This is a genomic window from Sulfitobacter sediminilitoris (assembly GCF_010667575.1).
GTDB lineage: Bacteria > Pseudomonadota > Alphaproteobacteria > Rhodobacterales > Rhodobacteraceae > Sulfitobacter > Sulfitobacter sediminilitoris.
In genome coordinates this window covers 1-3,631 of the sequence record NZ_JAABNT010000059.1, presented here as the reverse complement: position 1 = coordinate 3,631, position 3,631 = coordinate 1, and the positions used below count along the sequence as shown (strand labels likewise).

At 55.2% G+C, this 3,631-nt stretch carries 2 protein-coding genes; one reads left to right on the top strand and one right to left on the bottom strand.

Annotation, left to right across the window (positions count from 1 at the left end):
• Positions 1-137: 137 nt before the first annotated feature.
• Entirely contained in the window at positions 138-1,868 is a 1,731-nt protein-coding gene (locus tag GV827_RS23020; RefSeq protein ID WP_268895789.1) for an adenylate/guanylate cyclase domain-containing protein, read from the bottom strand.
• 202 nt (positions 1,869-2,070) lie between these two features.
• Between GV827_RS23020 and GV827_RS23015 the strand changes: the two genes are divergently transcribed.
• Complete coding sequence (locus tag GV827_RS23015; RefSeq protein WP_164356642.1) at positions 2,071-3,147, top strand: PLP-dependent cysteine synthase family protein; 1,077 nt, start codon at positions 2,071-2,073, stop codon at positions 3,145-3,147.
• The last annotated feature ends 484 nt before the right edge of the window (positions 3,148-3,631 follow it).

The following is a 3,631-nucleotide window of genomic DNA, read 5'->3' as shown; positions in this document are numbered from 1 at the left end:
CAGCGCGCTATTGTAAGCCGACCAGTTCGTGGTCTTGTATCTTGTCGGTGCCCAGCTACTCATGACCTCCAGCTATCACACTGGATTCACAACATGAATCCCCTCACGCCATTTGTGCAACAAAGCCCCTGCAAGTATCAGAATTCTGGGATCCCTAAAACTGCCATCTGTTTGCCAACCCGCTCAAGCACGTCTGGAGAGAAGACCATTGCCTCTTTGAAGCGTTTCACTGTCATGTCTGGATGGGCGCGCATTAACTTCTCTGCAGACTTGCGAGCTTCTTCCTCGCGTCCTGCGCCCAACAGCGCGGCACAGAGGTTTCGGTGAACCCAATGTGCATTCGGGCGTTCTTGCAGAGCGCGAATAAATAGGTCTGCCGCCTGCTTGTCGTCACCGGCAACCTGATGAGCGCTGCCCATACCTACAAGATTGTTGAAATTCATCGGGTCTAGCGGGCTTAGGCGCATCGCCCGTTCGAAGTGTTTCATGGCCATCTCTGGCCGGTCTGCATAGGTTTCGAGCCAGCCCAAACGGCTCAATGCCCATGCGGAATTGGGATCGAGCTGGATCGCGCGTTCGAGAAGGACACGAGCAGCACCATAGTTGCGTGCAAATGTGTGAACCGTGCCTAGTACCGACAGTATCAATGGATCGTCGGAAGACATTTGGGCGGCCCGTTCCGCGCGGGATAGTGCCTCGGCCTTCGCTTTGCTGATATCAGCGACCCAGTTATACACAGAGCGTTGCGCCCAGCACCAAGCGGCGAGAGCAAGTGCCATTGGATAATCGGGATCGATCTCGAGAGCCTTGTCTAGAAGCTCCAACGCTCTTGCCGCTGCTTGCTCCTCTAGCATCCAGGCATCGGGCATAGCGCGCATCGTGTAGTCATACGCGCCAAGATCATGAGGCGGCTTCCGCCGCGTACGTTCAATCTCCGCAAGTTGAATTGAGGGCTGCAGGGCGCCAGCGACCTTTTCCGTTATCTTGTCCTGGAGATCGAAGATGTCGTCGAGAGACCCGTCATACTTGTCTGCCCACAGGTGCGCCCCTCCATCGGTTTCGATCAGCTGCACAGTGATTCTAACGCGTTGCCCCGCACGTTGGACCGATCCTTCAAGTACGTACTTCACGCCCAACTCGCGCCCGATATCCCGGACATTCATGTGTCGACCCTTGTAGGCAAAGGACGAATTCCGCGCGATTACGAAGAAGGACCGGATGCGCGAGAGCGTGGCTGTGATTGCCTCGACGACACCATCCGCAAAGTAATCTTGGTCCGCGTCACCAGACATATTGTCGAAAGGTAAGACGGCAATTGAGGGCTTTTCCGGCCGCTGGAGCTGAACGCTGCTAGGACTTTTCTGGGTGTTGCTGTCTAGCTCCGGAGACCAACGGAACACACGCACCGGCGTGGGGATATTCTTTAATTGATGTTCGCCATCATCGGCAAAACTTGCTTCGATCCTCTTGGCAATGTGTTCATGAGTGCTTGCGCTAAGGCTTATCCCACCCGGAGAAGCAATTTCCTGAAGGCGCGCAGCGAGGTTCACACCATCGCCAAAAATATCTTTACCCTCGACGATAATGTCGCCAAGGTTGACTCCGATCCGAAGTTGCAGGAGCGGCTTGCCTTGCGGGTCCTCCTTTCGGGTAGACATTGCGGTCTGTATCTCGACGGCGCAAGCCACGGCGTCTACCACACTGCCGAATTCTACCAGTGCACCGTCACCCATCAGCTTAACCAAGCGCCCCTTGTGAGCGGCTACGGTTGGGCCGAAGATTTTCTTGCGGATTTGGTTGACGGCGGCAAGGGTCCCTGTCTCGTCGGCGTTCATCATGCGTGAGAACCCGGATATATCCGTGGACATGATCGCTGCTAAACGGCGCTGAACGGTCGTTGGGCTCATATAACTTTCCTAGTGCAGGGTGCGTTAGCTCGCAAGGCTGACGCATATGCGAGGCATTGCATCTACCGTCTTTGCTTACTTGGTCGGGGCCTCTCAGCGGAACTTGTATGAAAAATTGAGGTGATATGGCAATGTAGCTATAGGCAAACGGAGAGGAAGACACATGGGTATCAGAACAACATTGGGTCGGGGGCAACTCTACGGTAGCGTGCTGGATACTATTGGGGACACCCCTTGTATTCGAATAAACCGGATCGCCCCGGCGCATGTGTCGGTCTACGTAAAGGCCGAAGCCTTCAATCCTGGTGGCTCAATCAAGGACCGCCTTGCGCTCAACATCATAGAGGCCGCCGAGCGCGATGGCCGTTTGAAACCGGGGCAAACCGTTGTCGAGGCGACGTCAGGCAACACAGGGATCGGTTTAGCCATGGTCTGTGCGTCGAAAGGATATCCGCTAGTGGTCACGATGGCCGATAGCTTCTCAGTCGAGCGGCGGAAGCTCATGCGGTTCCTAGGCGCCAAGGTCGTCCTGACGCCGCGCGCCTTGAAAGGCTTGGGAATGTACATGAAGGCTAAGGAGTTGGCCGAAGAGAATGGCTGGTTTTTGGCCAGTCAGTTCGAGACCGCAGACAACGCGGATATTCATGAGAACACAACGGGCCGAGAGATATTGAATGATTTCAAGGATCAGCGGCTCGACTACTGGGTCACCGGGTATGGCACAGGTGGCACAGTATCGGGTGTGGCTCGTGTCCTTCGCAAGGAACGGCCCGACACTAAGATCATTCTCACTGAGCCTGCAAATGCCGCAATCGTATCCTCCGGCTACGTGAACACCCGCAACGAGGCCCGCCAGCCAACGGAAAGCCATCCGAATTTTGAGCCGCATCCGATACAAGGCTGGACACCGGATTTCATTCCTTGGGTTTTGCAGGAGGCAATAGACAAGTCATACTACGACGACTTGATCCCGATCGCCGGACCGGATGGAATTGAATGGTCCCGCCGACTGGCTGCGCAGGAAGGCATCTTCACTGGTATCTCGGGCGGCTCAACTTTCGCCGTTGCAATGAGCCTGGCTGAGAATGCTCCAGAGGGATCAGTAATGCTAGTCATGCTACCGGATACGGGGGAGCGGTATCTTTCCACTCCACTATTCGAGGGCATTGAGGGCGAGATGACAAAGGAAGAGCGCGAGATCTCGATGTCTACTCCTTCAGCACAGATGGATGCGGGCTAAATCGCGGAGGCGGAAACTCAAAACTTAAAGTTCAGTCAGTTCGTATGTGAGTGGTCAGTTCTTAATTGGAATTTATCCTTGGAACTGTAAATCTCGCGGTTCCCCAGACTGAGTATTTAGTCGCACTCTGATCCCAACGTAGTTGGAGGATATGAGGACAGGCATTCCGTCCCAATCTGTGCCATGGTCGGGCGGCAGGCACGGTTTTCGGTCACACGGGGAGAGCCGATGCTCCGGCGACGTCCGCTTTCGCCGTTGGACGACAGCTTATCCCGGAACCGGACGCTGTCTCTGAAGTGACATAGGCCAGCTCAGCGGACAAGCAAGACATTTGCGCGGGTGCTGCATTGCGGACAATGGACCTGTCCCGTTTTCGTGCCGCTCCAAGTGCTCGTTTAAGCCACTTTCCTTTCGAAGGCGACCGGGCTTTTCCAGCCCAATGCTGAATGCCGCCGTCGCGGATTGTAGAAGCCGTTGATGTATT